We start from the raw sequence: 20,446 nt of genomic DNA, 5'->3' as shown, positions 1-20,446 counted from the left end.
GGTCGGACCAGGTGCGGCGCCAAGGGCTTCGGCCCGGCACCGATCCCCCGAACCCGGCGGCTCAGGCGGGCCGCCAGGGGGCCCCGGGGCCCGGAGACCCGGACCACCCGGCCGTCCTCCCGCAAAAGGAGGCCACAAGCCCGATTGTTCGTGAAATAGAAAAAGCCACGCATCTTGATCGGCTCATCCCCGGTGCTACATCGCAGCTGCTCCCGGAGACGCCTGCCTTGTCCAAAATCCACGTTATCCACGAGAACCCGGAATGGCTGCCGCCCCTGGCGCGCGCCTTCGACCAGCGCGGGCTGCCCTGGGAGGAATGGAACCTCTCCTCCGGCGCCTTCGACCTCTCGCAGCCGCCGCCGGAAGGCGTGTTCTACAACCGCATGTCCGCCTCCTCCCACACGCGCGGCCACCGCTACTCCGCGGAGCTGACGGCGGCTGTCCTGGCCTGGCTGGAGCGTTTTGGCCGCCGCGTGGTGAACGGCCCGCGGGCGCTGGACCTGGAGATCAGCAAGGCCCGGCAATATGCCGCGCTGGAAGCCGCAGGCATCACCGTGCCCGGCACGGTGGTGGTGCGGGGCGAGGCCGATGACGTGGTCGCCGCCGCCCGCCGCCGCTATGGCAACGGCCCGCTGATCCTGAAGCCCAACCGTGGTGGCAAGGGCCTGGGCGTGCGCCTCTTCTCCGACCCGGACGCCCTGGCCGCCTTCCTGGCGGACGCGCCGGAGGATGAGCTGCCGGCGGACGGCCTCTGGCTGCTGCAGGACTACATCCGTTCCGAGCGTCCCTTCATCACCCGCGCCGAGTTCGTGGGCGGGCGCTTCCTCTATGCGGTGGAGGTGAACACCTCCTCGGGCTTCGAACTGTGCCCCGCCGATGTCTGCGAGGTGCCGGCCCCCTCCGCCGCAGTTGGCGATGCCTTCTGCCCGGTGGGCGAGACCCCGGCGGCCGCGCCCCGCTTCCGCGTGATCCCCGAAGGCATCGATCCCCGGCAGCGCGAGCGGCTGGAAGGCTTCCTGGCCGCGAATGGCGTGGAGGTCGCGGGCATCGAGTTCATTCGCACGCCTGAGGGTCAGGTGCTGACCTACGACGTGAACACCAATACCAACTACAACCCCGATGCCGAGGCGGTGGCCGGCCTGGCCGGCACGGACCGCTCCGGCCCGGGCGCCATCGCCACCTTCCTGGGCAACGAGCTGGCGAAGACTCAGCGCGCCGCCGCCTGACCGGACGGGGCGGCCCCGCCACGGCGCGGCCGCCCCGTCCCTATGGGCGTGTGGCCTTCAGGAAGGCTGCGGCTTCGTCCATGGCCTGCTCCGCCTCGGGGATGGGGAAGAGCACCCAGGCATGAAACAGCCCGTCCTGCTCGTGGAAATCGAGCCGGGCGCCTTCCTCCGCCGCCCTGTTCCGCAGCCGGCGTGCATCGGCGAGCAGCATGTCGCGCGTGCCCGTGAAGACGGCCATGGGCGGCAGCCCGGCCAGGGAACCATAGATCGGGCTGACCCGCGGATCATCCAGCGGCAGGTCCCGCGCATACCAGGACCCGGCCAGCCGGGCCGCCGCTGAGGACAGCATCGGGTCGCGCGGCTCGACGGCCATCACGCCCGGATCGTCGGTGCCGACATCCAGCCAGGGCGAGAAAAGCACCAGGCATCGCGGCAGCGCCTCACCGGCATCGCGCAGCTGTTGCGCCAGGGCAAGCGTCATCCCGCCCCCGGCGGAATCCCCCATCACCGCAAGGTTTTCCGCCCCGTACCGCTGGGCCAGCTTGGCATATAGCGGCTGGACCATGCCGAGGGCGTCCTGCCAGCAACGATCCGGGGCGACCGGATAAAGCGGAATGGTGACGGAGGCGCCGGTGCGCCGGATCAGTCCCTCGATGACCCGCCAATGGACGGGCAGCAGGTCGAAGACATAGGCGCCGCCATGCAGATACAGGATGTGGTGGCGGCTGCCGCCCTGACGCGGGGCGGCCGTGAAGACCTCATGGCCGCCGAAGCTCTCCCTTCTAATGCGCAGCCGCCTTTCCCGGGCTCGGCCGGGCTGAGCGGGCCCCCGCGCCTGGATGGCCCGTACCCGATCCCGAAAGCGCCCGGTGTCATTGGCCTTCCGCTTCATCCCGGCCGCGCGCATCAGCGCAATCATCATCCACGCACGCAGGCTGGGCACCCAGCGACCTCCTCATTGGCTCCTCAGAGCCCGGCGAAGAGCTCCGTCGAGAGGTAACGCTCGGCAAAGCTGGCGGCGATGCCGACCACGAGCTTTCCCTCCATCGCCGGATCGCGCGCCACCTGCAGCGCCGCATGCAGCACCGCGCCGGAGGAGATGCCGATCGGAATCCCCTCCTCCCGCGCGCAGCGGCGGGCGGCGGCAATGGCCTCGCGCTCGGAGACACGCATGATCGCGTCCATCTGGTCCATTTCCAGCACCTTCGGGCAGAAGCCCGCGCCGATGCCCTGGATATCATGTGGCCCTGCCTCATCGCCCGAGAGCACGGCGGATTCGGCAGGCTCCACGGCAATCACGCGCAGGCCGGGCCGGCGCGGCTTCAGGGCGCGGGCGATGCCGGTCAGCGTGCCGCCGGTGCCGACACCGCCCACCACCGCATCCACTTCCCCGTCCGTATCCGCCCAGATCTCCTCGGCCGTGGTGCGGGCATGAATGTCGGGATTGGCGGGGTTGTCGAATTGCCGCGGCATCCAGGCACCAGGGGTGGAAGCGAGGATGGCCTCCGCCTTCTCGATCGCACCCGCCATGCCGCGTCGCGCCGGGGTCTGCACCAGCTCGGCCCCCAGCAACGCCATCATCCTGCGCCGCTCCTCGCTGGCGCCATCAGGCATGACCACCACCAGCCGGTAGCCCCTGGCTGCCGCCACAAAGGCCAGCGCCAGGCCGGTATTGCCTGAGGTCGGCTCCACCAGCGTGGACTCGCCTGGGCGGATCAGCCCCTCGCGCTCGGCCTGCTCCACCATGGCCAGGCCGATACGGTCCTTCACCGAGGCAAGCGGGTTGAAGAACTCAAGCTTCAGCGCGAGGCGGGCGGGGAGGCCTTCTGCGGCCTCAATCCGAGGCAGGCGAACGAGCGGCGTCGCGCCAACGGTCTCCAGCACGCTGCCATAGAGGCGGCCGCGCGGTGGATTGGCGGGCGGGGCAGTTTCGGCGGGCATGAGGGGCCTTATCGCGGCATTCCGGCGCCGTCCACCGCCTATCTCACGCCAACGACAGGATCATCCCCCAAACAGCACGAAAATCGATCGTTCCATTTCGTTGACCCCACCCCCACCAGCGCCGGATCATAGAGGCCTCGCGACACTCCCAGCGGAGGCCCGGATGGCTCCCGTCACGCTTTGTCGGCGCTGAACGACGCGCCACTCCAACTTCCGTCCTCGACCCGGGCCCGCCTGCGGCCAGGAGATAGCAATCATGCTCCCCATCCCGCGCCGTGGCGCCCTGTTGCGCCTGCGGAATCTGTTCAACACCCTTTTCCCGCCGGCCGCGATGCCGCCGCGCCAGCTCGATATCGACGCTGTCGTGCTGCGTGCATTTGGGGGGCCGTGATCATGCACGCATCCCGCCCCATCAGCGTCGATGGACGCTTCGTCGGGGTTGCCGTCGCGCGGGAGCTCGACTGGCTCTTCCTCGCGACCGATCCGGTGCTGGAAGATCTGGAAGGCAGCACTTTTCCCAATCCGGCCGAGGCCGCCCGCGTTGCGCGACTCGTGCTCATGCGCAACCGCGGGCTTCGCCACGACGCATGACATGGCGCTGGATCAATCTATCCTGGCGCGCCGCGCTGTTCACGGCCAGCGCGCTCCTGCTGGCCTGGAAGGTCGCGGGGTGAGAAGCCGGCCGGGCCTGATGGCCCGCCTGCTACCACATCGTTTCCTTCGCCCGCGCCGCCCAGGTGGAATCATAGGGCTCACCACCCACCGTCCCGGCGCTCAGCGCAGCCAGGATGCGACCTGGGGTCGGCAGGCTGCCGGGCTTTACCTGCGCCTCCGGCTCCCATAGCCGCGCGCGGATGATCGCGCGCGCGCACTGGAAATAGACGCTTTCCACGGCGATCACGATCACGCTGCGCGGTGCCTTTCCTTCCACCACGAAGCTCTCCAGCAGCGCCGGCTCGACTGAAATCTGCGCGCGCCCATTCACCCGCAATGCGTTGCCGTGCCCGGGGATGAGGAACATCAGCCCCACACGCGGGTCGCGCACGATGTTGCGCAGCGAATCCACCCGGTTGTTGCCGCGCCGGTCCGGCATCAGCAAGGTGCGCGCATCGGCGACGCGCACCAGTTCCCCCACCCGGTCGCCGCGCGGGGAGCAGTCCAGTCCCTCCGGCCCACTGGTCGCCAGCGCGGCGAAGGGCGAGGCCTCGATCATCGCCCTGTATTCCGGCGTGATCACGGGCACTTCCTTCACGGTGGAGGCGTCGTTCGGCACGCCATAGAGGGCTTCAAGCTGTGCGACACTGTCGATGATGTGGGGCATGGGACAGTCCTTTCTGTTGCTGTGCTGCGCCCGGTGGCGGCGTTGCGCAAGGGCGTTGGACTGCCGTCATGGAAGTGTCGCCCAACTAACTGGACAGCCGGCAGGGACCGGTGGAGGGGTGGCCCACCTGTCCATATCCGTCAGGGCCACCCTGGATATCCACGCCTCAGATGCGTAGATAGAGAGGATGCAACAGCCCTTCCGACTCCTGCGCCAGGATCGCGCCATGACCGCCATTTCCGTGCTGCTGGACGTGGCCTTCCATGCCGGCCGCGGGGCGAATGGCCCGGTGGCCGGCGGCGCCGAGGTGGCAGATCGCCTGGGCGCCGCACGCCGGGGAATCGAGCCCGTCTTCCAGGCCCTCTCCCGCGCCGGACTGCTGGAGGGGGTGCGCGGCCCGCGCGGTGGCTATCGCCTCGGCCGCCGCCCGCGTGAGATCCGCCTTTCCGAGGCTGTCGCGGCTGTGGCGGATGGCATGGAGGGCAGCAGCGATCTCTCAGGTGCGCTGCACGGCAAGGTCGTGGCGCCCCTCTGGGGTGAATTGGACGAGGCCCTTCGCGAACGGCTGGAAGGACTGACCCTAGAGGATCTGCTCCGCCGGGCGCAGGCAGCCGGGCTGCAGCGGCCATCGGCCGAGCCGCTGAACTTCGCGATCTGAGGAACCGGCAGCTCGTTTCCACGTCGCGGAACCCCGCCGCCCCACCGGGGCGTGTGGCACCGGAATCCCGGCGCATCGGCGGGGCGGGCCTGTGTAGGATGCGGCGCTTCCGGAGGAGCCCGCCATGACCAGCCGGACTGAAACGCCGCCCGCGGAGGAAATGATCTCACCGCCGGTCTTCGAGCGGCTGGGGCGCCGCAGCTTTGTCGGTTCGGTGGGAATCGGTGCCGGTTATACTCTCGCAGCCGGGCCGGTGGTGGCGCAGACCATCGTGACCACACGCACAGACGGCCTTGTCGCTGGCGACGTGATGTCCCGGCGGGCGATCGTGACCTGCCCGGCTACCGCGCCCGACTACTATGTGCGGCAGGGCGACCCGAAAAACGCGCCGGATGTGCAGTCCGCCGCCGCCATCGCCATGCGCAAGGCGGATGACGAGTTGTTCCGCGACCTGGACGCCAGCTGCGCCTGGGCCACCGCGGATGGCGGCAATGCCGACAAGCTGGTGATCATCGGCTTCTGCCAGGGCGGGCGGAATGTGTGGGAATATGCCGCGCAGAATGCCCGGCCGAAGGCGGGCGTCGCCTAGTACGGCCCTGTGGGCGGGCAGCCCAGCGCCATCACGCCGCGCACGCCATTGCGGTCGGTGGCGGATATCAAATGCCCGATCCTCGGCCTCTATGGCGAGGCCGATACGGGCATCCCGGTCTCGGATCTCCGCCAGATGGAGACGGCAATGCGCGGAGCCGGCAAGCGCTTCACGCTCGTGATCTATCCAGGCGCTCCGCACGGATTCCATGCCGATTACCGCCCGAGCTACCGGAAGGAAGTGGCCGAGGCCGGATGGCGGCTGATGCTGGAATTCCTAAGGGCTAACGGCGTGGCCTGAGGCTGGGTGCCCGGCCTCGGCTGGGCGGTGCACGTTTACCATCCAGGGCGTTCCGAAGCGGTCCACCAACATGCCGAAGCGGAGAGCCCAGAAGGTTTCCCCGAAGGGCATCTGCACCTGGCCGCCCTCGGCCAGGGCATGGAAGATGCGCTCGGCTTCGGCCGGATCGTTCAGGTGCAGCGCGACCGAGAAGCCCTGAGGCTTATTATGCTGACCCGGTGGAGCATCGGAAGCCATCAGGACGCCGCCGGGAACGGTCATGCTGGCATGCATGATCTTGTCCTGCCATTCCGGCGGCACATGCGCCTCGGCCGGCGTGCCGCGATGCGGCAGCATGGCGATGATCTCGCCGCCCAGGATCTTCGCGTAGAAGCGGAAGGCCTCCTCGCAGTTCCCATCGAAGAACAGATAGGGGTTGAGCTTCAAGCAGTCCTCCTCTGCCTCGGACAGGCAGCTTAGGACAGGAGGACAGCATGCAGAGCGGCGGCGGCGCCAGTCCATTCTCCCGGCGGAACGGCGCGGGTGGTCAGCCGCGGGAGGCGAGATGCCGCAATACGCCCTCGGCGGCGGCACGCCCCGTGGCAAAACAGGCCTGGAGAAGGTAGCCACCGGTCGGCGCCTCCCAATCCAGCATCTCCCCAGCGACGAAGGTGCCGGGGCGCTTCAGCAGGGCGTAATCGCCGCCAACTTCTGTCCAGTCGATTCCTCCGGCGGTCGAAATCGCGCGATCCAGGCCCGCGAAGCCGGTCAGCGGCAAGGGAAGCGCCTTGATCCGCGCGGCGAGCGCGCCTGGATCCTGGGGCACCGCCCCTACTTCCCGTAGCAGCGCGACCGCGACAGGCGCCAGGGCGAGGCTGCGGCGCAGATAGTTAGAAAGGGACTGGCCCCGGCGCGGTGCCGCCAGCCGCGTCGTACAATCTTCTACCGACAGGTCAGGCCGCAGATCCATATGCAGCAGGACCGGCCCGCTGCCGGCCAGGGCCAGGCGGATCGGGGCGGAGAGGGCATAAACGGCCCCACCTTCCAGCCCGGAGCGCGTAAGCACCGCTTCACCCCTCACCCGCGCCTCGCCGACCGAAAGGGCGATACGCTTGAGCGGCGTGCCGGCATGACGTTCCCGCAGGAGATCGGACCAGGCGATCAGCACACCGGCGTTGGCCGGGGAGAAGGGCAGCACCCGCACGCCCTGGGCCGCCAGTACCGGCGCCCAGCCGCCATCCGATCCCATCCTGGGCCAGGAGGCGCCGCCCAAGGCCAGGAGAACCGCGTCCGGCCGCTCGGCCCGACCGTCGGCGAAGCGGATCGCGCCGTCCTCGCTCCAGCCTTCCCATTGCGCGCGGGCGTGTAGCCGTACGCCCAGCCCGTCCAGCCGGCGGAGCCAGGCGCGCAAAAGCGGCGCGGCTTTGAAAGCGGTGGGGAAGACCCGGCCGGAGGAGCCGATGAAAGTTTCCTGCCCGAGGCCATGGCACCACTCGCGCAGCGCCTCGGGCGGGAAGGCGCGGATGGCGGGCTCCAGACGCGCACGGGCGGGGCCGTAGCGGTCGAGGAACCGGTCAAGCGGCTCGGAATGCGTGATGTTCAGCCCGCCCCGGCCGGCCAGCAGGAACTTGCGGGCGGGAGAGGCCATGCGGTCGAAAACGGTGACCACAGCGCCGGCCTCGGCCAGCTTTTCGGCCGCCGCGAGGCCCGCCGGCCCGGCACCGATAATCGCGACCCTCACGGCGTGTTGGCGCGCATGCTCAACGGCGCACCTCAGACTGACAAAGTAAAAAAGGAAGCCGGGGGATACCCTCCCCCGGCCTTTTCTCAGCCCTCGCGCTCGGCGAGCAGCATCTTGATGTTGCCGATCGCCTCGGCCGGGTTCAGCCCCTTCGGGCAGGTCCGGGCACAGTTCATGATGGTGTGGCAGCGGTACAGGCGGAAGGGATCCTGGAGCTGGTCCAGGCGCTCGCCCGTGTACTCGTCACGGGAGTCCGCGATCCAGCGATAGGCCTGCAGCAGCACGGCCGGGCCGAGATAACGGTCGCCGTTCCACCAGTAAGAGGGGCACGCGGTGGAGCAGCAGAAGCACAGGATGCACTCCCAGAGCCCGTCGAGCTTCGCGCGCTCTTCCTTGGACTGCAGCCGCTCGCTGTCCGGCGGCGGGGCCGTGTCGGCCTTCAGCCAGGGCTGGATGGAGGTGAGCTGGGCGTAGATCTGGCTGAGATCCGGCACCAGGTCCTTCACCACGGGCATATGCGGCAGCGGGTTGATCCGCACCTCACCGGCCACGTCCTCGATGGGCTTGAGGCAGGCGAGCGTGTTCAGCCCGTCGATGTTCATCGCGCAGGAACCACAGATGCCCTCACGGCAGGAGCGCCGGAAGGTCAGCGTGGTGTCCACCTCGTTCTTGATCTTGATCAGCGCGTCCAGAACCATCGGACCGCACTTGTCGAGATCGATCTCGTAGGTGTCCATCCGCGGGTTCTCGCCCGTGTCTGGATCCCAGCGATAGATCTTGAACGAACGGACATTCTTCGCGCCCGCCTCGGCCTTGTAGGTCTGGCCTGTCGAGACGGTGGAGTTCTTCGGAAGGGTAAAGGTCGCCATGGGTTCCGGGCTTCCTAGAGCGCGACCGCCGAGGGCGTGAATCGCGCGATCCAATAAAGGGCTAGAGCGTGGTGAACCACGCCCTAGTAAACGCGGGCCTTGGGCGGGAAGACCTGAACCTCATTGGTGAGGGTCCGCATCTTCACGTCGCGATAGTCAAGCCGCACCTGATACTTGTCATCAACCCAGGCGAGCGTGTGCTTCATCCAGTTCTGGTCGTCGCGCTCGGGATAGTCCTCATGCGCATGTGCGCCCCGGGACTCATGCCGGGCCTCGGCGCCCACAACCGTGGTCAGCGCGTTGCCGATCAGGTTGTCCAGCTCCATCGCCTCGACGAGGTCGCTGTTCCAGATCAGGCTGCGGTCGGCGATGCGGATGTCGCTGTAGCCCTGGGCCACCTTCGCCATCTTTTCCACACCCTCCTTCAGCAGATCAGAGGTGCGGAACACCGCGGCATGGGCCTGCATCGTGCGCTGCATCGTCACGCGCAGCTCGGCGACCGGCGTGCTGCCCTTGGCGTAGCGAACGCGGTCCAGACGGGCGAGCGCGTTCTCGCCCGCGCCCTGCGGCAGCGGCGCCTGGGTGGCGCCGGGCTTGATCGTGTCCTTGGCGCGCAGCGCGGCGGCGCGGCCAAAAACCACGAGGTCGAGCAGCGAGTTGGTGCCGAGGCGGTTGGCGCCATGCACGGAGACGCAGGCCGCCTCGCCCACCGCCATCAGGCCGGGCACCGTCGCATCCTGGTCGGTCGGCGTCGGGCGCAGAACCTCGCAATGGATGTTCGTGGGGATGCCGCCCATGTTGTAATGGACGGTCGGAAGCATCGGGATCGGCTCCTTCGTCACATCCACGCCGGCGAAGATCTTCGCCGTCTCGGAGATGCCGGGCAGGCGCTCATGCAGCAGTTCCGCGCCCAGATGCTCCAGATGCAGGTGGATGTGGTCCTTCAGCGGGCCGACGCCACGCCCCTCGCGGATCTCCATGGACATCGCGCGGGAGACGACGTCGCGGGACGCCAGGTCCTTCGCCGTCGGCGCATAGCGCTCCATGAAGCGCTCACCCTCGGAATTGGTGAGGTAACCGCCCTCGCCGCGCGCACCCTCGGTGACAAGGCAGCCCGAGCCATAGATGCCGGTCGGGTGGAACTGCACGAACTCATTGTCCTGCAGCGGCAGGCCAGCGCGCAGCACCATGCCATTGCCATCGCCCGTGCAGGTATGGGCGGAGGTGCAGGAGAACCAGGCGCGGCCGAAGCCGCCCGTCGCCATGACCGTCGTCTGGGCGCGGAAGCGGTGGATCGTGCCGTCCTCAAGGTTCCACGCCATCACGCCACGGCAGGCGCCTTCCTCGTCCATGATCAGGTCGAGGGCGATGTATTCGACGAAGAACTCGCAGTTATGCTTCAGCGACTGCTGGTACAGCGTGTGCAGGATCGCGTGGCCCGTGCGGTCGGCGGCAGCGCAGGCGCGCATCGCCGGCGTCTTGCCGTAATGCTGCATGTGGCCGCCGAAGGGGCGCTGATAGATCTTGCCGTCCTCGGTGCGGGAGAACGGCACGCCGAAATGCTCAAGCTCGATGATCGCCGGCACGGCCTCTCGGCACATGTACTCGATGGCGTCCTGGTCACCCAGCCAGTCCGACCCCTTCACGGTGTCGTACATGTGCCAGCGCCAGTCATCCTCGCCCATATTGCCGAGGGAGGCGCCGACACCGCCCTGGGCAGCCACGGTGTGCGACCGGGTGGGGAAGACCTTAGTGATGCAGGCGGTCTTCAGACCGGCCGCCCCCATGCCGAAGGTGGCGCGAAGCCCCGCGCCGCCGGCGCCGACCACCACCACGTCATAGGTATGATCCACGATCCGGTAGGCGCCGCCGTTGATACCGGGGCGCGGGGGCTGGCTGATGGCGTTCATCGCGGGCTCTCGTCGGTCTTGGCGCCGGTCGCGGCGCATGTGCTGTCGCCCGGGGAGGCGCCTGATACGGCGCCACGGGGGGCGTTGAACTCGGCGCGCCCGGGAAGGCGCGGAAGCCGGGCGCGCGGGCGCCCGGCCTGATTCGGAATATAGGTAGCCGGGGCGCGGTCCGGGATAGGGTGCCGCGCGGAGGCCATCAGATGGCCAGCCGGAGAACGGACAGCGCTGCCAGGAGGCCCAGCAGCGTCAGGATGGACTTGACCGCCAGGTTCACCGCCATGACAGCCCGGTCCGGGCGGACATAGTCCTCCACCACCACCTGAAGGCCGCTGGCCGTGTGATAGAAACCGATGGTGATCAGCACCAGAAGCAGCACGGCGTTGAAAGGCCGGCCGATCCACTCCGCCATCACCTCATAGGGCTCGCCCGCATGGGCAGCGATGGAGAAGGTGAACCAGATGACCAGTGGCAGCATCACGATGGAGGTGACGCGCTGCATCCACCAGTGATGGGTGCCGTTCTTGGCGGAGCCGAAGCCCCGGACGCGGCCGAGCGGGGTCTGGAGCCGGGCCTGATGGTCGCTCATGCGCGCCTCCTCACGATGCCCAGGCGATGATGGCTACGATCCAGGTGAGGACCGTCATCACGCCCGTGCCAATGATGACCAGCCAGCCGGTGCGGTAGGTGGTCGGGATATCGTAGCCGTACCCGTAGTCCCACATCAGGTGCCGGACCCCGGCGAGGACGTGGTACCAAGCCGCGACCGTAATGCCGAACAGCACGATCACGCCGATAAAGCTGCCCATGAACCACTGCACGTCGGCATAGGCATCCGGCCCCGCCGCGGCAGCCGCGAGCCACCAGACGAAGAAGACCAGTCCGACTGCCCAGGCGCTGCCGGTGATGCGGTGCATGATGGAAAGCGCGCTGGTCATCTGCATCATGTCATAGACCTGCAGATGCGGAGAGAGCGGCCGGCGGACGATGGTGCCGTCCGTACGGCGGCCGATCATGACGGCCTCGCGCGAGTCGTTGGAATGGGCCATGCGGCGTCCTGCATTCTCGCTCGCCGCGCGTGACAGTTCCGCGCGGGGCTGCGGGGCTTTTATGGTGCGGCACCGCATAGCGTCAATTGCACGAAATCAACATGTTGCGAAGAAGTCGCAAATGGGAACCCAAGGGCGCCGGCGGTCCGAGACCACCCACACGCTCCAGACCCTTGTAACCGCAGGCTTCCTGGCGCCTCAGCCGCGCAGTGCGCCCCGGCGGGCCATCTCCTCAGCGATTTGCACGGCGTTCAGCGCGCCGCCCTTGCGCAGGTTGTCCCCCGCGCACCACAGGGCGAGGCCATTCGGCACAGTGGAGTCGGCCCGCAGGCGGGAGACGAAGATCGGATCCTCCCCTACCGTCTCCAGCGGGGTGATGTACCCACCATCGTCCCGACGATCGAGCAGGGTCAGGCCCGGCGCACCCCGGATGGCCTCCCGCGCCTCGGCCTCTTCCACGGGCCGGTCGAAAACGGCGTGAATGGAGAGCGACTGGCCGATGAAGACCGGCACCCGCACGCAGGTGACGGCCACCGGCACGCCGCCCAGCAGGCGCCCCGCATCCTCCGCGATCGCCTCCTCCTCATCAGTCAGCCCGCCCTCGCCGAACTCCCCGACATGGGGGATCAGGTTGAACGCGATCGGCTTGGTGAACTGCTCGGGGGTCGCCATGTCGTTCACGAAGATGCCGCGGGTCTGGCTGAACAGCTCGTCCATGGCGTCCTTGCCGAGGCCGGAAACTGGATCGAGTGAGGTGGCGACCACCCGCACCAGCCCGCCCAGCGCCTGGAGCGGGTGCAGCACCATGGCCAGCAGGACGGCGCCGGAGGGCGGCGAGGCCACGATTCGTGGATTCGCGGCCAGGGCGCCCGGATTCACCTCGGGCACCACCACGGGGGCGTCGGGATCACCCATGCCCGTCGCGTCCACCACGGCGCAGCCGGCCGCCACCGCCTTGCGGGCGAGGGTAACGGGCGCCGGCGTGCCGGGCGCGAGGAAAAGAAGATCAGTCGCGGCCAGGTCATGCCGCTCCACCGCTGTCACAGGCAGGTTCTGCTCGCCATAGGAGATCGCCCCCCCCACCGCGCGGCCTGTAGCCAGCGCGGCCACGGAAGCGGCCGGGAACTCCCGCTCCGCCAGGGTCTTGACGATCTCGCGCCCCATCTGTCCGGTGGCGCCGGCGACCGCAATCCGATGAACCATGCAACAAACTCTCCCGCCGGCATTCCCTGCCGAGACTGGCCGCCGGGAAGGGCAGGCGGGCAAATAGGGTGTGGCGACCCGGTTTCGCAACCCGGGGCGCCCCTCCGCTTAGGCGGCACGGACCGCCTGCAGGAACCCCGCTGACTTCTCCCGCAGGATGACGGTCTGCCCGGCCAGCGCTTCCGTAGCGGCCAGCATGCTGCCGGCGGCGGCCCCCGTTTCCTCCGCGGCGGCCCGAACGCCGGTGATGGCCTGGTTCACCGTATCCGTACCCCCGGCTACCTGGGCGGCGCTACGGGCAATTTCCCGCGTCGTTGCGCCCTGCTGCTCCACCGCGGCCGCGATGGCGGTCGCGATGCCGCTGGTCCGCTCCACCGTCTCGCCGATGCCGCGGATCGCCTCCACCGCGCCTGACGTGGCAGCCTGCATCTGCTGGATCTGGGTGGAGATCTCCTCCGTTGCCTTGGCGGTCTGGGCGGCCAGGGTCTTCACCTCGCTCGCCACCACCGCGAAGCCACGCCCGGCCTCGCCGGCCCGCGCCGCCTCGATCGTGGCATTGAGCGCCAGCAGGTTGGTCTGGCCGGCGATGTCGCCAATCAGCCGCACCACATCGCCGATCCGCGCCGCGCTGTCGGACAGGCCCCGCACCGTGTTGTCCGTCGCTCGCGCCTCGGAAACGGCCTGGGCGGCCACCTCCGCTGCCTCGGCCACGCGGCGGGTGATCTCCGTGATGCTGGCTGCCATTTCCTCAGCGGCGGCGGCTACGGCGCCCACCTCGCCATTTGCCCGGGCGGCGGCCTCGGCCACCTGCGCGGCCTCGCGGCCTGACCGGTCGGCGGTGCCATGCACCTCACTGGCCGCACGGCGCAGCTGCTCGGCCTGGCCGGCCAGGTTCTCCACCACGGCGCCCACTTCCGCCTCGAAGGTGTCGGCCAGGCGCGCCTCCTCTGTCGCCAGACGCCAGGTCAGCATCGGCCCGGCATAGGCCCCTGTGCCATCCGTAATGGGCGAGGCCTGGAGATCGACCACTTCCACCCCGATCCGCAGCCGCGTGCGATACGGCAGGGTGGCGGGATCGGACAGCAGGGCGCGCAGCTCCGTCAGCCCCTCCATCGGCAGTGCGTCCAAGGGGCGGCCCACCACCGTCTCGGTTACGCCCAGCCGAGCGAGCACCACGCCCATTTCGGCATTGGTATGCGTCACGACCAGATCGGGATTGGCGGCCATCAGGCCCAGCGGCATCTGCTCGATCATCTGCGCCTGGGCGAAGGCGCGCCCCACCGTGCCGCGCAGATCCTCCAGCGCGGCGGCGATCCGGCCGGTCTCGTCCCGGGCCGCGCGGTCGCGCGCCTCCTCCGCGCCGCCCGCGGCGGTGTCACCCGAGGCAATGGCGCGCACCCGGGCGGCGGCGCGGCGCAGCGGCCCTCCGATCGCCCGCGCGCTGACCCAGGAGGAGGCGAGCAGGATCAGCGCCACGGCGCAGCCAATCCAGAGGGTGAAGTCCTCCACATCCTTCAGCGCCCTGTCCATCGCGCCGCGCCGCGCGACCTCGTCGTCACGCAGCAAGCGGTTGGCCTCGCTGAAGGCCGCACGCACCGCGGCGGCGGCGGGCTCCGTCGCCTCCTGCCGGATCTTGGCCAGCTCATCCAGTGTCGCGAGGATCGTCTCCGAAGCCTCCGACAGGCCCGTCGCCACGGTGCCGAGGCGGCCCACATCCTCCTTCAACCGGTCCGACATGCCATAGGACAGCACGCCCCGCAGATGCACCCGCTGCTGCGCGATGGCGCGGCGCACGCGGCGCGCCTGCACCTCCTCCCCGGTGATCAGGAAGCGCTGGACGGCCAGGCGCACCTCGTTCGCGGCGTTGCTGAAGGCCATCACGCGGCCGCGCATCTCATCGATCTGGGACCGGTCGGGCACCTCGAAATCCAGCGCGCCCAGCACGGCCTCCAGCCCCTGGTCGAACTCGCTGTTAAGGCGGTAGAGGCGATCATCGCGCGCCTCGATCATGCGGCGGCGCGCCTCCAGCATCCGGGTGATGGCGGCCTCATAGGCGCGCGTGACAGGGATGGCAGCCTGCGCCGCGTCGCGCGCGGCCGGCAGGGCCGTTGCCGCCGCGGCCTCCTCCGCCAGGCTCCGGGCCGCGGACAAATCCTCGAGGGCCTTCCGCGCGGCGGCCTCCGCGGTGGCCCGGTCCTGCGCATGGCCCAGCTCGGCCTCCGCTACGGGGGCCTGGGCGGCACGACCGTGCGCCTGCTCCACCAGGGCCAGCACGCGGGAGGCGGTACGCAGGGCGTCCTGCTGCTGTGCCACCCCCTGCAATTCGGACCAGACGAGGCCGACGAGCCCCGTCAGCAGCAGCATCGCCAGGCCGGCAGTGGCGCCGAGCTTCCGGGCGACGGAAAGGTTCTGGAACGCGCGCATGGCGAGGGCCGGCTCCTGGCTGTGACTGGCGCGCAGTTTGCCGACAATTCCCTAACCGACCGGTAAGAGACGGCTCGCGAAGGCTGCCACCGATGCTGCCCTTCCAAGCCTGGAAAAAGACATTCAGGCGCGCCGCACCGCGCCCTCCCGCAGATAGGACTGGGCGACGCGGCGGAAGGCCTCGCTCGCCGGCGTCCGCCCGGATCGCGACCAGGCGAGCAGCACCTGGATGGGCGGCGGCCCGTCGGCGATGGTCGCATAGGCGACATTCGCCATGGACAGCCGCCTCACGATGTCCGGCACGATGGCAATGCCAAAGCCGCTGGCGACCAGCCCCAGCACGGTATGCACATGGGTCGCTTCCTGCGCCGTGCGGGGCCGGAAGCCGGAACGTTCGCACATAGCCACCGTGGCCGAATGGAACATCGGGCTCTCGTGCTCGGAGAACATGACGAAGGGCTGCTCCGCCAACTCCAGCAGTGTCAGCGCACCGCGCCCGGCCAATGGGTGGGTGGCCGGCAAGGCCACGATGAAGCTCTCCTCGAAGATCGGGGCCGCCTCCACTTCCTTCGGAAGATTGAAGGGACGGATCAGGCCGATATCGATGGCTTCCCTCGCGATGGCGCCGATCTGCTCGGGGGTACGCATCTCCCGCAACTGCAGTTCTACCCCGGGGCAGGCAAGGCGGAAGCGCTGCAGAAGGTCCGGAAGCAGGCCATAGGTCGAGGAGTGGACGAAGCCGATTGTCAGCTGCCCCAGTTCCCCCGCCGCCGCGCGGCGCGCGTCCCGTTCTGCCTCGGCCGCAGCGCGCAGAATGGACCGCGCGCGGTCCAGCAGCAGGCTTCCGGCCGGTGTCAGCGCCACGCGCCGCTGGGTGCGCTGGAACAGCCTGATCCCGAGATGCGCCTCCATCGCCTGCACCTGCCGCGTCAGGGCGGGCTGGGCGAGGTGGAGCCGTGCCGCGGCGCGTCCGAAATGCAGTTCCTCTGCCACGGCCACGAAGGAACGGTACTGACGGAGATCCAGCATTGATGCCCTCGCGGCATCAATAATGCCGGCAAACCGCATTGGACGGCAATGATCGGCCCTGCCAGCCTTCCCTCCCAGGCAGAAGGCGCCGCCACAGCGCGCCGCGGCAGGAGGAGAGGTCACCATGAATGTCGTGCGCAAGCGCTCAATCTACCAGCCGGACCAGGAGGGGCTCTACTTCCCGACGCCGCCGGTGTTCGAAACGGTGCAAGAGGAGCGGCTGCACCGGAAGCAGCGCCTGGCCGCCGCCTGCCGCGTCTTTGCCAACCTGCGCTACGAATACGGCTTCGCCGGCCACATCACGGTGCGCGATCCCGAGCACCCCGACCTGTACTGGACCAACCCCTTCGCCATGGATTTCGGGCGGGTGAAGGTTTCCGACCTTCTGTTGGTGGACCATGACGGCAAGGTGCTGGAGGGAAGCTGGGCGGTGAACCGCGCGGGCTTTGTCCTGCACGCGGCCATCCACGAGGCCAATCCGCATGTGCTGGCCTCCTGCCACATGCACACGCTGAACGGCATGGCCTGGGCCGCACTGGGTCGCCCGCTGGACCCGATCACCCAGACCGCCTGCGGCTTCTATGGCGACGGCCAGGCCGTGATCACGGAGGAAGCGGGCGCCGTGGTGGTGGAACGCTCGGCGGGCCATCGCGTGGCCGCCGCCTTCGGCAAGGCCAAGATCGCCATCCACCAGAATCACGGGCTGTTCAGCGCCGGGCTGGAGAGCGTGGACGAGGCCGCCTGGTGGTTCATCGCCGCCGAGCGCGCCTGCGAGATTCAGCTCAAGGCCGAGGCGTCGGGCCATCCGCTGAAGATGGTTCCGCCCGAGGCCGCCGCGCATTCGCGTGACCACCTCGCGACCCCCTTCATGGCCTGGCTGCACTTCCAGCCGATCTATGACCGCGTGTGCCGGACCGACCCGGACCTTTTCGACTGACGCATAGCAGCCGGGCACCCGCCGTGCCCGCGCCCGGAAAATTCAGAACAACCGATCCGGCCCCAAGCCGATCCCCGGAGACGTCCCGCGTGATAATCACCCGCCGCAAGCTTCCCCTCCTGGCCGGAGCCGCCGCGGCGCTGGCCTCGGGGTCCGCCCGCCCTGCCCGCGCCGCCGGCTGGCCCAACCGTCCGCTGGAGATGATCGTGGCCTTTGCCCCCGGGGGCGGCACGGATGTCGCCGCCCGCACCGTGGCGCGGCTGCTGGAGCCCCGCCTGGGGCAGCCCGTGGTGGTGGTGAACCGCCCCGGCGCGGGCGGAGAGATCGGATATGCGGCGCTGGCGCGCGCCCGAAAGGATGGGCTGACCATCGGCTTCATCAACGCGCCGACCATCCTGACGATGCCGATGGAGCGCCGCACCCAGTATGCGATGGCCGACCTCGCCCCCATCGCCAATGTCGTGGATGATCCGGGCGGCGTTTTCGTCAGCGCGAAGAGCCCGCATGCCAACCTGAAGGCGCTGCTCGCCGCCGCGCGCGCCCGGCCGGGTGCGCTGACCTATGGCACGACGGGGGTCGGCTCGGACGACCATATCGCCATCCTGTCCCTGGAACGGGCGACAGGCGTCCGCCTGACCCATGTGCCCTATTCCGGCTCCTCCGCCGTGCGGCAGGCGGTGGTGGCGGGGGATGTGGACATTGGCGCGCTGAACATGGGCGAAGGGGCGCCAGACTTGCGCCAGGGCCTGATGCGTTGCCTCGGCCAGATGGCGCGGGAGCGCTGGAGCGGCGCAGCCGAGATCCCGACCATGCGCGAACAGGGGATCGACCTGGTAGAGGGCGCGCTGCGCGGCCTGGCTGCGCCGGCCGGCACGCCGCCTGAGGTCATGCGCGTGCTGTCGGATGCCGTGGGCGAGGTGATGAAGGACCCTGAATTCATCCGCCTGGCCGATGAGCAGCTTCTGCCGCTGCGCTACCTGGACGCCGTGGCCTTCACCAACGAGCTGAAGGCGCAGAATGAGCGCTACGGCGAGTTGTGGAAGGTCCTGCCCTGGCGCGAGGCCTGACCGGAGACCGGCCCCGCCCCACGCCACCCGGCAGCAAGACCCGCCTTGCGCCGGGGCAGCGCAGGGCGCAGATCGCGGGGCGTGCTGCATCTTATCAAGCTGGCCGTAGGGCCGAAGGACGTAGCCGCCCTGGAGCGCGGCCAAGCCCAGCGCGCCAGCAGCGCGGAGGGGCTGCGCCACGTCACCCGCATGACCCCCAAGCGGGCGCCGGAAATCCTGGAGGGCGGCTCCATCTACTGGGTGGTGGCCGGCATCCTCTGCGTCCGCCAGCGCATTCTGGCGATTGAGCCGGTCAAGCGCGCCGACGGCACCGCCGCCTCCGCACTCATTCTCCAGCCCGGACTGGTCCGGGTGCAGTCCCGTCCGGTGAAGGCCTTCCAGGGCTGGCGCTACCTGGCGGCCGAGGACGCACCGCCCGACCTGCGGGAAGGCGATGTGGCGGCCGAAGGCATCGAGGCGCTTCCGCCGAAGCTGCGCCGCGAACTGGCGATGCTCGGCCTGCTCTAGGCCCCTGCCAGCGCCTCCCCTGGATCAGGCTCTTCCCGCTGGTCCAGGCATCTCTGTACCCGGCAACTCCGGTGTTCAGGCCAAGCTCGATACGGTATGATTCCGTAACGGCGCACTGGGTTTGCCTGATCCGGGAGAGGGCTGGGACGGGATGATTCTGCTGACGGGGTTCGCCCCTTTCGGCCCCAAGGGGTGGCTCGCTGGCACGAATGCCAGCCAGGAGGTGCTCAACCGCGTCCTGGCCCAGCGGCCCAAGCGCTATCACGGTGCGCTGCTTCAGGTCGGCGATGAGGGCCTGAAGGCCTTTCGCGCCCTGTTGGCGAGCCAGCGATGGTCAGGCGTCTTCGCCATGGGCGAGGGCGGGCTCACCTCGGAGCATGTGATCCTCGAGCCCTTCGCGAATGCGATCGAGCGCCCGGGGCTGGTGCCGGCCGGCTGGTTCAACCGTGTCGAGGAATCCAGCTTCGCCCTGGGTGCCAAGGCCGAGAAGGTCGGCAATCCCGGCAGCATGGGCGGCTACTGGTGTAACCGTATCCATCTGGAGGCGCTGCGCTGGGCCCGGCAGCAGGGCGGCGTGCCGGTCGCCTTCGCGCATATCCCGCCGGTGCTCGGGGAGGCCCTCCCTGGCTACGCCCGGCGCGTGCGGTCGCTTTATGAGCGCTACACGGGAGAGGTTTTCCGCCTGCTGGACCAGATGGAGCAGGCGCTGCACCGCCGGTAGCAGCCCAGGCCGGGCCGCCGCCTTACCACAATCCCGGACTGTGTCGTCCACCCGGTGATGGCTGACGCCGCCCAGACACGACGGCCGGTTCATGCCCGCCCGTGACCTCGCGGCCCACCCATGCTACGGGCGCCTCCCCCATGGCACCCCTCCGATGCTCCGGCGCCTGACACGCCATCCCCGTTTCCTCGCGCTCGCGGCCTGGCTGCTGGGGCTCTACATCGCCCTGGTCCACCGCACGACGCGCTGGACCCTGGTGGGAGACGCGGCCATCGCCGCCCTGCGGGAGCGGCCGGGCCCCATCATCCTGTCTTTCTGGCACGAGCGAATCGCCCTCGGCCCGCGCCCCTGGATCGGGATGCAGCGGCTGGTGCCGGCCCTGCGCCCCAAACGGCCACAGGTTCTCGTCTCCCAGCACCGGGACGGCGTCTTCATCGGCGAGGTGGTGGCGCGCTTCGACCTCGACATGATCTACGGCTCCACCTCCAAGGGTGGCAGCCAAGCGCTGCGGACCATGCTGAAAATCCTCCGCAAGGAAGGGGTGGTGGCCATTACCCCCGACGGTCCGCGCGGGCCGCGCCGGGTGGCCGCCGCCGGGGTGGGGCAGCTCGCCGCCGTTTCCGGTGCTCCCGTCTTCCCCTATGCGGCCGCCACCACGCGCAGCTTCCGCCTTCGCTCCTGGGACCGGATGGTGATCCCCCTGCCCTTCGCGCGCGGCCTGATCGTGCTGCACCCGCCCTTTACCGTGCCGCCCCACGCCGCCGAGGCCGGGCGCGCGGCGGTAGAGGCAGCGCTGACGGAGGCCTGCGACACGGCCGATGCCTGGGCTGAGGCGCGCCGCGCCGGCAAGGGCGCGGAGGCGGAGTTCGCCGCCGCCCAGGCTCTGGCCCGCCGTGCCCCACCCGCCTTCCCGCCGCCGGAAACGGCTGCGCCCTCCGCCGCCCCGCATGGAAATGCGGCGTGACACCGGCCCGCCAC

Annotated in this window: 21 protein-coding genes and 1 pseudogene; 10 read left to right on the top strand and 12 right to left on the bottom strand. The window is 69.5% G+C overall.

The annotated features are described in order from the left end of the window. Positions 1 to 227: 227 nt before the first annotated feature. Positions 228 to 1,226, top strand: coding sequence for an ATP-grasp domain-containing protein (locus ACO1BU_RS05235; protein WP_424134856.1), 999 nt, complete (start codon positions 228 to 230; stop codon positions 1,224 to 1,226). A 40-nt stretch (positions 1,227 to 1,266) separates the two neighbouring features. Here ACO1BU_RS05235 and ACO1BU_RS05230 read toward each other — a convergent pair whose 3' ends face one another. Continuing rightward, the gene (locus ACO1BU_RS05230; RefSeq protein ID WP_424134855.1) at positions 1,267 to 2,169 is read right to left on the bottom strand and encodes an alpha/beta hydrolase fold domain-containing protein; all 903 of its coding nucleotides are present in this window, start codon (positions 2,167 to 2,169) and stop codon (positions 1,267 to 1,269) included. Positions 2,170 to 2,192: 23 nt separating this feature from the next. Next, entirely contained in the window at positions 2,193 to 3,167 is a 975-nt protein-coding gene (cysK, locus tag ACO1BU_RS05225) for a cysteine synthase A (RefSeq protein ID WP_424134854.1), read from the bottom strand. Positions 3,168 to 3,423: 256 nt separating this feature from the next. Here cysK and ACO1BU_RS05220 point away from each other — a divergent pair, with 256 nt between their 5' ends. Both ACO1BU_RS05220 and ACO1BU_RS05215 read left to right on the top strand, forming a co-directional pair. Then, positions 3,424 to 3,558 (top strand): hypothetical protein, encoded by a 135-nt coding sequence (locus ACO1BU_RS05220; protein ID WP_424134853.1) that lies wholly within the window; start codon positions 3,424 to 3,426, stop codon positions 3,556 to 3,558. A 2-nt stretch (positions 3,559 to 3,560) separates the two neighbouring features. Then, the gene (locus ACO1BU_RS05215) at positions 3,561 to 3,758 is read left to right on the top strand and encodes a hypothetical protein (RefSeq protein WP_424134852.1); all 198 of its coding nucleotides are present in this window, start codon (positions 3,561 to 3,563) and stop codon (positions 3,756 to 3,758) included. Between the two features lie 112 nt (positions 3,759 to 3,870). Here the strand turns inward: ACO1BU_RS05215 and ACO1BU_RS05210 are convergent, their stop codons facing one another. Further along, a complete protein-coding gene (locus ACO1BU_RS05210) occupies positions 3,871 to 4,488 on the bottom strand; it encodes a pyridoxamine 5'-phosphate oxidase family protein (RefSeq protein WP_424134851.1) in 618 nt (205 codons plus the stop codon). A 226-nt stretch (positions 4,489 to 4,714) separates the two neighbouring features. Here ACO1BU_RS05210 and ACO1BU_RS05205 point away from each other — a divergent pair, with 226 nt between their 5' ends. Further along, positions 4,715 to 5,146, top strand: a complete 432-nt coding sequence (locus ACO1BU_RS05205; protein ID WP_424134850.1) for an RrF2 family transcriptional regulator — start codon at positions 4,715 to 4,717, stop codon at positions 5,144 to 5,146. Between the two features lie 124 nt (positions 5,147 to 5,270). Next, positions 5,271 to 6,035, top strand: a pseudogene (locus tag ACO1BU_RS05200) (dienelactone hydrolase family protein). Here the strand turns inward: ACO1BU_RS05200 and ACO1BU_RS05195 are convergent. The 9 genes from ACO1BU_RS05195 to ACO1BU_RS05155 all read right to left on the bottom strand — a co-directional run bounded on the left by ACO1BU_RS05195 (position 6,012) and on the right by ACO1BU_RS05155 (position 16,236). Continuing rightward, on the bottom strand, positions 6,012 to 6,461 hold the full coding sequence (locus ACO1BU_RS05195) for a VOC family protein (RefSeq protein ID WP_424134849.1): 450 nt from the start codon (positions 6,459 to 6,461) through the stop codon (positions 6,012 to 6,014). The pseudogene ACO1BU_RS05200 and the gene ACO1BU_RS05195 sit on opposite strands and share 24 nt — an antisense overlap. Before the next feature lie 100 nt (positions 6,462 to 6,561). Next, the gene (locus tag ACO1BU_RS05190) at positions 6,562 to 7,755 is read right to left on the bottom strand and encodes a TIGR03862 family flavoprotein (RefSeq protein ID WP_424134848.1); all 1,194 of its coding nucleotides are present in this window, start codon (positions 7,753 to 7,755) and stop codon (positions 6,562 to 6,564) included. A gap of 86 nt (positions 7,756 to 7,841) precedes the next feature. Then, positions 7,842 to 8,624 carry a succinate dehydrogenase iron-sulfur subunit gene (locus ACO1BU_RS05185; RefSeq protein ID WP_424134847.1) on the bottom strand — a complete coding sequence of 261 codons (783 nt, stop codon included), beginning with the start codon at positions 8,622 to 8,624 and terminating at the stop codon, positions 7,842 to 7,844. An 83-nt stretch (positions 8,625 to 8,707) separates the two neighbouring features. Continuing rightward, a complete protein-coding gene (gene sdhA, locus ACO1BU_RS05180; protein ID WP_424134846.1) occupies positions 8,708 to 10,534 on the bottom strand; it encodes a succinate dehydrogenase flavoprotein subunit in 1,827 nt (608 codons plus the stop codon). 196 nt (positions 10,535 to 10,730) lie between these two features. Beyond that, complete coding sequence (sdhD, locus tag ACO1BU_RS05175) at positions 10,731 to 11,120, bottom strand: succinate dehydrogenase, hydrophobic membrane anchor protein (protein WP_424134845.1); 390 nt, start codon at positions 11,118 to 11,120, stop codon at positions 10,731 to 10,733. A gap of 10 nt (positions 11,121 to 11,130) precedes the next feature. Then, the gene (sdhC, locus tag ACO1BU_RS05170) at positions 11,131 to 11,580 is read right to left on the bottom strand and encodes a succinate dehydrogenase, cytochrome b556 subunit (protein ID WP_424134844.1); all 450 of its coding nucleotides are present in this window, start codon (positions 11,578 to 11,580) and stop codon (positions 11,131 to 11,133) included. Positions 11,581 to 11,778: 198 nt separating this feature from the next. Then, on the bottom strand, positions 11,779 to 12,783 hold the full coding sequence (locus ACO1BU_RS05165) for an aspartate-semialdehyde dehydrogenase (RefSeq protein WP_424134843.1): 1,005 nt from the start codon (positions 12,781 to 12,783) through the stop codon (positions 11,779 to 11,781). Positions 12,784 to 12,891: 108 nt separating this feature from the next. Beyond that, positions 12,892 to 15,207: a methyl-accepting chemotaxis protein gene (locus ACO1BU_RS05160; protein ID WP_424134842.1), complete on the bottom strand. Its 2,316-nt coding sequence runs from the start codon at positions 15,205 to 15,207 to the stop codon at positions 12,892 to 12,894. A gap of 123 nt (positions 15,208 to 15,330) precedes the next feature. Then, positions 15,331 to 16,236, bottom strand: a complete 906-nt coding sequence (locus ACO1BU_RS05155; RefSeq protein WP_424134841.1) for a LysR family transcriptional regulator — start codon at positions 16,234 to 16,236, stop codon at positions 15,331 to 15,333. Between the two features lie 124 nt (positions 16,237 to 16,360). Between ACO1BU_RS05155 and ACO1BU_RS05150 the strand changes: the two genes are divergently transcribed. From ACO1BU_RS05150 to ACO1BU_RS05130, 5 genes are all read left to right on the top strand, one after another. Beyond that, positions 16,361 to 17,173 (top strand): class II aldolase/adducin family protein, encoded by an 813-nt coding sequence (locus tag ACO1BU_RS05150; protein WP_424134840.1) that lies wholly within the window; start codon positions 16,361 to 16,363, stop codon positions 17,171 to 17,173. An 89-nt stretch (positions 17,174 to 17,262) separates the two neighbouring features. Continuing rightward, a complete protein-coding gene (locus ACO1BU_RS05145) occupies positions 17,263 to 18,240 on the top strand; it encodes a tripartite tricarboxylate transporter substrate binding protein (RefSeq protein WP_424134839.1) in 978 nt (325 codons plus the stop codon). A gap of 81 nt (positions 18,241 to 18,321) precedes the next feature. Further along, complete coding sequence (locus tag ACO1BU_RS05140; protein WP_424134838.1) at positions 18,322 to 18,747, top strand: DUF1489 family protein; 426 nt, start codon at positions 18,322 to 18,324, stop codon at positions 18,745 to 18,747. 151 nt (positions 18,748 to 18,898) lie between these two features. Further along, positions 18,899 to 19,468: a C15 family peptidase gene (locus ACO1BU_RS05135; RefSeq protein ID WP_424134837.1), complete on the top strand. Its 570-nt coding sequence runs from the start codon at positions 18,899 to 18,901 to the stop codon at positions 19,466 to 19,468. Positions 19,469 to 19,622: 154 nt separating this feature from the next. After that, complete coding sequence (locus ACO1BU_RS05130; protein ID WP_424134836.1) at positions 19,623 to 20,432, top strand: lysophospholipid acyltransferase family protein; 810 nt, start codon at positions 19,623 to 19,625, stop codon at positions 20,430 to 20,432. Positions 20,433 to 20,446: the final 14 nt, after the last annotated feature.

This window comes from Roseomonas chloroacetimidivorans (assembly GCF_049629625.1).
GTDB classification, from domain to species: Bacteria; Pseudomonadota; Alphaproteobacteria; order Acetobacterales; family Acetobacteraceae; genus Roseomonas; species Roseomonas chloroacetimidivorans.
Note: the sequence above shows the minus strand (reverse complement) of the source record. Positions and strands in the feature narration are given on the sequence as shown.

Coding starts and splice junctions, on each gene's coding strand:
- ACO1BU_RS05155 (WP_424134841.1), bottom strand. CDS start 16,236: ATGCTGGATCTCCGTCAGTACCGTTCCTTCGTGGCCGTGGCAGAGGAA.
- ACO1BU_RS05185 (WP_424134847.1), bottom strand. CDS start 8,624: ATGGCGACCTTTACCCTTCCGAAGAACTCCACCGTCTCGACAGGCCAG.
- ACO1BU_RS05215 (WP_424134852.1), top strand. CDS start 3,561: ATGCACGCATCCCGCCCCATCAGCGTCGATGGACGCTTCGTCGGGGTT.
- ACO1BU_RS05165 (WP_424134843.1), bottom strand. CDS start 12,783: ATGGTTCATCGGATTGCGGTCGCCGGCGCCACCGGACAGATGGGGCGC.
- cysK (WP_424134854.1), bottom strand. CDS start 3,167: ATGCCCGCCGAAACTGCCCCGCCCGCCAATCCACCGCGCGGCCGCCTC.
- ACO1BU_RS05210 (WP_424134851.1), bottom strand. CDS start 4,488: ATGCCCCACATCATCGACAGTGTCGCACAGCTTGAAGCCCTCTATGGC.
- sdhA (WP_424134846.1), bottom strand. CDS start 10,534: ATGAACGCCATCAGCCAGCCCCCGCGCCCCGGTATCAACGGCGGCGCC.
- ACO1BU_RS05135 (WP_424134837.1), top strand. CDS start 18,899: ATGATTCTGCTGACGGGGTTCGCCCCTTTCGGCCCCAAGGGGTGGCTC.
- ACO1BU_RS05130 (WP_424134836.1), top strand. CDS start 19,623: ATGCTCCGGCGCCTGACACGCCATCCCCGTTTCCTCGCGCTCGCGGCC.
- ACO1BU_RS05150 (WP_424134840.1), top strand. CDS start 16,361: ATGAATGTCGTGCGCAAGCGCTCAATCTACCAGCCGGACCAGGAGGGG.
- sdhC (WP_424134844.1), bottom strand. CDS start 11,580: ATGGCCCATTCCAACGACTCGCGCGAGGCCGTCATGATCGGCCGCCGT.
- ACO1BU_RS05160 (WP_424134842.1), bottom strand. CDS start 15,207: ATGCGCGCGTTCCAGAACCTTTCCGTCGCCCGGAAGCTCGGCGCCACT.
- ACO1BU_RS05205 (WP_424134850.1), top strand. CDS start 4,715: ATGACCGCCATTTCCGTGCTGCTGGACGTGGCCTTCCATGCCGGCCGC.
- ACO1BU_RS05220 (WP_424134853.1), top strand. CDS start 3,424: ATGCTCCCCATCCCGCGCCGTGGCGCCCTGTTGCGCCTGCGGAATCTG.
- sdhD (WP_424134845.1), bottom strand. CDS start 11,120: ATGAGCGACCATCAGGCCCGGCTCCAGACCCCGCTCGGCCGCGTCCGG.